Raw genomic sequence first — 4,679 nt, forward strand, 5'->3', positions numbered from 1 at the left:
GCGCGGCCGTGGACGCCGTCTCCGCGCTCGGCCCCGCCGGGCGACTCGCCGACGACCTCGATGCAGTCGCCGCCTTCGACCGCATCCCCGTCCCCGTGCAGGTCGTCTACGGCACTCGCGACGACATCGCCGACTGGGAACCAGTCGTCGAGCGCGCCCGCGAGTACCACCAACCGGTCGTCGAGTTCGCCGCCGATCACTTCTTCGTCGGGCAGGAGGCGAAGGTCGCGGCCGCAGTCGCCGACTTCCTCCTCCCGAACCTCGGCGTCGAGTGAGCGACGGGGTCGTCTCCGGCACCGTCTGCCCGAGATTCATCGACCGAACGACATTTTTGCCTCGGCTCCGAAGCCGCCTGCATGGTCCCCCGCAAGCGACTCGCCGCCGTCGTCGCCCTCCTCCTCGTCGGCGTCGCGCTGAGCCAGTCGTTCGCCGTCGCCACCTCCACCTCGACGCTCGAATCGACGTACGAAGCCGACGCGGTGACAGCAGACTCGCCGCCCGGTCTCGTCGCCTCCCACGACGCCGACGTGGTTAACCTCGACAAGACGGTGAACCGGACGCCGCAACTCCGAGAGTCGGTCGCCACCGCCGCCCGGACCGGCCGGTACGACGGCGACATCGAACCCGAGGCGTACATGACGCTCTCGGACGTGAACGAAGACGCCGAGTTCGCGGTCTACGACGGCCGGTACTACCGGTTCTCGCTGAACGTCTCGGACGACCCCGTCGGCGCGACCATCGAGCTCGACCCGACCGATTGGGAGACCGTCGCCGCCGCGGCGTCGTCGCCCGCCGCGAACGCCAGCGCCGACGTGCGCGAGGCCATCGACGAGGGAACCGTCACCAACAGCACGTTCGTCGTGCCGGGGCTCTACGAGCGCGGCGGCGCGCACTACCTCGTCTATCCCGCGAACGAGGGCGAGATTCTCGGGAACTTCCTCGCCGTCGTCGGCGGGTTCCTGTTCAACCCCATCGGCTGGGCGTACACCGTCGCCGGCCTCGGTCTCCTCGGCGCGTTCCGGATTCACCGACGCACCCGCCCGTTGGACCGCAGAACCGCCTTACTGGTCGTCCCCGGCACGCTCGTCGCGATGTGGCTGGCGACGACGCTCACCAGCACGGGGTCGCTCGGTATGCGCTACGTTCTCGTTCCCGGCATCGGCGCTGTGACCGCCTTCGGACTGTTCGCCGGCTTCTGCATCCGCCGCGGGTCGTGGAAGTCGCTCCTCGGCTGGAGCGTCGCGCTCGTCGTGGTCGTCATCGCGGCCGACGCCGTCGCAATCGGCCTCGTCGGGACGATTTTCGGCGCTCTGGGACTCGTCGTCGGCTGGTTCGGGAGCCTGTTGCTCGTCCCCTACGGCTACGTGCTCGCGGCTGACGCCGAAGACGAGCGTGAGGTCGGTCCGGGTGCGGTGACGGCCGAGGAGTTGGGCGACGGGTGACTCGGCTCTCGGTGCTTGGTGCCTGAGCGTGGAGAAAGAGGGACAGTCAGTCTCTCAGTTGTACTCGCGCCACCGATAGCCGCACTCTTGGCACTTGAAAAAGCGCGTCGGCGGTTCGTCGGCCGACCCGGTCTGCTTGATGGTGTACCACGCTTTCGTGTGGCCGCAGTCGTCGCAGTGAACGTCCTTCGCGGTCGGCTTGCCCTCGAACTCCGCGCCCTCTTCGGTCTCGATGAGTTCGTCGCCCGACTGCGCCTCGGTGGAGACGAACTCCGCCGCGAGTTCCTCGTCGCGCTCGGCGGTCCCCCCGCAGTCGTCGTTCGTGCAGGTCATCGCGCCGTTCTGGCTCACCATCATCGAACCGCACTCGTCGCAGAACTGCATACCCGCCGGTAGCGGACCGAGGGCAAAGAAGCTGTCACTCCGCGTCGTCTGGAGAATCAGAACCGGCCCGCCACGCCGCCGTCAGTCGTCCTTCTCGACCATCGGGCAGTTCCGCACCCGGAAGTGGTCGCTGTCTTCGAGTTCGACGATGGTCGTCCCCTCGTGGTGGCACGCGAGTTTCGGGGGGTCGCCGAAGTGCTCGCAGCGCTGGCAGAACTCGGTCTTGGGGACGACGTGATCCGAGACGCCGTCGGCGTCGTCGACGGGGGTGGCCTCGGCTCCGACGCCGACGCCCGCCGCTCGCTCTTCGTCACCGCCTTCGACGAGCGCCGTCCACACGTCCTCGCGGTCGAGTTCGCCGACCTCGACCGACTCGAACAGCTCGTCCACGTCGTCGCGCTGGTCGGTGACGCGCGAGCGGGCGCGGCGCTCGGCCACGCGTCCGGCGAGGTCCGAAAGCGGGGCCGAGTCGGCGTCGTCGCTTCGTCCGTCGCGGCCTCCGTCCGGGGCGCGGGCGGCGTCGTCGCTGTCGGCTGCCGGGTCGTCGCGTCCGAATGAGTCGTCGCGGTCGCCGGAGACGGATGGCTCGTCCCCCGTCGTGTCGTCTGTTGAATTGTCGTCGGTCATCGTCCTCGTGAGTCCTCAGTCGTCGCCGTGTTCGCTTCCCGCCGCGGCACCCTGCTGAGCCTCTTCCTCCTCCCGGGAGGCGTATCGACCGCCGTCGCCGTCGGTCGCGTCGTCGACCGCGCCGGTAATCGCCTCGTCGAGGAGGTCGGCGACCTCGTCGGTCGCGCGGGCCTCGTCCGCCGATTCCAGCGCGGGGAGCCGGCCGGTGTGGAGCGTCGCCGACCCGAAGAAACCGGGCGAGGACGACAGCTCGCGAAACAGGGATCGACACGACGGACAGCGGGGCTCCGCGAGCAGGTCAAGGTGGACGGTCTCGTCGCACTCCTCGCATCGCGCTTTCTTCTCGCCGGCCGCGTTCGCGGTGCGGAGGAGTTCGGCGAGCGCCTGTCGTTCGAGGTCGGTGGCTTCGAGGTCGGCCGCCCGCCCGCGGAGGTCGAGCAGCGTCCGCGCGACCGTCCGGAGGTTCTCGTCGAGCGTCGCGGTCGTCTCGTCGAGGTAGGTGAGAATCTCCTCGAAGTTCTCGAAGCCGGCGTCGACCCGCTCGTCCAGATCGGTCACGCGGTTCCGAGCCGCGCGCACGTCGTCGGCCAGTCGGTCGAGTTCGGCGTCTAACTCCGGATGCGTGTGGTCGCGCGGGGCCTTCTCGTCCGCCTCGCGTTTGACCTGCACGACGCGCATCCGAACGTCTGATATCTTCTCGTCCAGTTCACCTTCGAGTTCATCGACGCGCGCTTCGACCCCGCCGAGGCGGTCCGAGACCGCGTCCGCGTCGTCGAGCGATTCGCCCGCGTCGCTCACGGCGAGCCGATAGGTCCCGAGGGCCCGTGCGAGCACTGTCTCCGGGTCGACGCCCTCCTCGTCGGCGCGCGCCTCGACCCACGTGTGGAGGTCGTCTGGGAGCGACACCCCGTCTTCCCCTTCCATCTTCGTTTCCAGTTTGTCCACGCAGCCTTAAGAACTATCCCCGAATTCGCGACAGTCCGGTGGTTCGACACTCGACTCAGCGAATCTTCCGTACGTCGCTCACGTCGAGGCCGCTCTCGTTGATTTCGGTCTCGAACTGCACGATGTTCTCGCTCTCCAACCGGGCGAGCACGCCGCGGAACTCCTGGACGACCATGGTCCGCGCGCGCTTCGACCCCCCGGACTCCCACTCGAAAAGCAGCGAGCCACCGGTCGCACCCTTGAGGACGCCGAGTTCGGTCTTCGAGAGCGCCTCAGTGCTCACGAGCACGAGGATGAGCCCGCCCCACTGGTAGGAGGCCTTCTCCAGACCCTTGATGACCATCGCGATGTCAGACCACGTCATCTCGTCGGACTGGCTGGCCACGAGGTCGGTCAGGGAGTCGATGAGCACGAGGTTACCGGGGGCGTGCTGACTGAGGGTGGTCCCCAGCGCGCCAAGCACGGACTCGCGGTTGTGTCGGTGGCCGAGGTCCTCCAACTTCGTCGGCTGGCCGAGGTACCACTCGCGCGGAATCGGGCTGAGTTGGAAGTACTCCGGCGAGAGGTCGTGGAACTCGATGTGTTCGACCGCGGACTCGACGACCTCGTCGTCCATCGTGTAGCCCATCTCGCGGCGCAGGTACTCCTCGCCGGCGGTAAACGAGACGTAGTGAATCTCCGGCGGCGGCGTCGCGGTGTCCGCGAGCGAGCCGTAGTGGAGGTCGAACAGCTCCTCGTCGGTGTGCGAGAGGGCGTTCATCGTCGCGCTCGTGTAGAGGAACTCCCGAGCGCCCGCGCCGGACTCGCCCGCGAGGAGCACGACGTTCCCCGGGGGTGCGCCGCCGCCGATGATGCTGTCGAGGCGGGGGATGCCGAAGGGGATTTGAGACATATCGAATCCGACTCGGCCGCGTCGGTTAGGCGTTTCGGGGAGTGCGACGCGAGGGTTCCACCGCCGGCACTCCCGTCTCGTCGTTCCGCGCGCTCACTCCACGCTCGCGCCACGGTTTCGCCCGTGGGCGACCGAGACGCTCCCGTCGATGTCGGCATCGGCCAGCGCCGCCCGACCCGCCTCGACCGCCTCGTCGACGTGGTCGGCGTCGGTGACGCCGTAGACGGTCGGCCCCCACGACGACTGGCCCGCGCCGTAGACGACCGGTGACTCAGACAGCGACGAGACGAGCGCGCCGACCGGCGGGCGGTAGACGCCCCCCCCTGCTCGTCGGCGTACCACGTCCCCGTTGAGCCGGCCGACGGACTCGACGGCCTCGCCGAAGCGCT

General features: G+C 68.8%; 5 protein-coding genes and 2 pseudogenes. 2 read left to right on the top strand and 5 right to left on the bottom strand.

Annotation, left to right across the window (positions count from 1 at the left end; genetic code table 11):
- Window positions 1-275: pseudogene (locus tag NKF06_RS19745) on the top strand (alpha/beta hydrolase); the annotation flags it as partial.
- An 81-nt stretch (window positions 276-356) separates the two neighbouring features.
- Window positions 357-1,442 carry a hypothetical protein gene (locus NKF06_RS19750; protein ID WP_253246378.1) on the top strand — a complete coding sequence of 362 codons (1,086 nt, stop codon included), beginning with the start codon at window positions 357-359 and terminating at the stop codon, window positions 1,440-1,442.
- A 54-nt stretch (window positions 1,443-1,496) separates the two neighbouring features.
- On the opposite strand, the gene NKF06_RS19755 is transcribed toward NKF06_RS19750, so the two are convergent.
- The 5 genes and pseudogenes from NKF06_RS19755 to NKF06_RS19775 form a co-directional block, all read right to left on the bottom strand.
- Window positions 1,497-1,826 (bottom strand): transcription factor S, encoded by a 330-nt coding sequence (locus NKF06_RS19755; RefSeq protein WP_004042747.1) that lies wholly within the window; start codon window positions 1,824-1,826, stop codon window positions 1,497-1,499.
- Between the two features lie 81 nt (window positions 1,827-1,907).
- The gene (locus NKF06_RS19760) at window positions 1,908-2,453 is read right to left on the bottom strand and encodes a hypothetical protein (protein WP_253246379.1); all 546 of its coding nucleotides are present in this window, start codon (window positions 2,451-2,453) and stop codon (window positions 1,908-1,910) included.
- Window positions 2,454-2,468: 15 nt separating this feature from the next.
- Entirely contained in the window at window positions 2,469-3,377 is a 909-nt protein-coding gene (locus NKF06_RS19765) for a hypothetical protein (RefSeq protein ID WP_253246381.1), read from the bottom strand.
- 76 nt (window positions 3,378-3,453) lie between these two features.
- Window positions 3,454-4,290 (bottom strand): HTR-like protein, encoded by an 837-nt coding sequence (locus NKF06_RS19770; RefSeq protein WP_253246380.1) that lies wholly within the window; start codon window positions 4,288-4,290, stop codon window positions 3,454-3,456.
- Between the two features lie 93 nt (window positions 4,291-4,383).
- Window positions 4,384-4,679, bottom strand: a pseudogene (locus tag NKF06_RS19775) (GHMP kinase); the annotation flags it as partial.

The organism is Haloferax sp. AB510 (assembly GCF_024136985.1).
Classification (GTDB): Archaea; Halobacteriota; Halobacteria; order Halobacteriales; family Haloferacaceae; genus Haloferax.

Excerpts from the sequence above, each read along its gene's own strand:
- NKF06_RS19750 (WP_253246378.1), top strand. The coding sequence starts at position 357 with ATGGTCCCCCGCAAGCGACTCGCCGCCGTCGTCGCCCTCCTCCTCGTC.
- NKF06_RS19760 (WP_253246379.1), bottom strand. The coding sequence starts at position 2,453 with ATGACCGACGACAATTCAACAGACGACACGACGGGGGACGAGCCATCC.
- NKF06_RS19765 (WP_253246381.1), bottom strand. The coding sequence starts at position 3,377 with ATGGAAGGGGAAGACGGGGTGTCGCTCCCAGACGACCTCCACACGTGG.
- NKF06_RS19755 (WP_004042747.1), bottom strand. The coding sequence starts at position 1,826 with ATGCAGTTCTGCGACGAGTGCGGTTCGATGATGGTGAGCCAGAACGGC.
- NKF06_RS19770 (WP_253246380.1), bottom strand. The coding sequence starts at position 4,290 with ATGTCTCAAATCCCCTTCGGCATCCCCCGCCTCGACAGCATCATCGGC.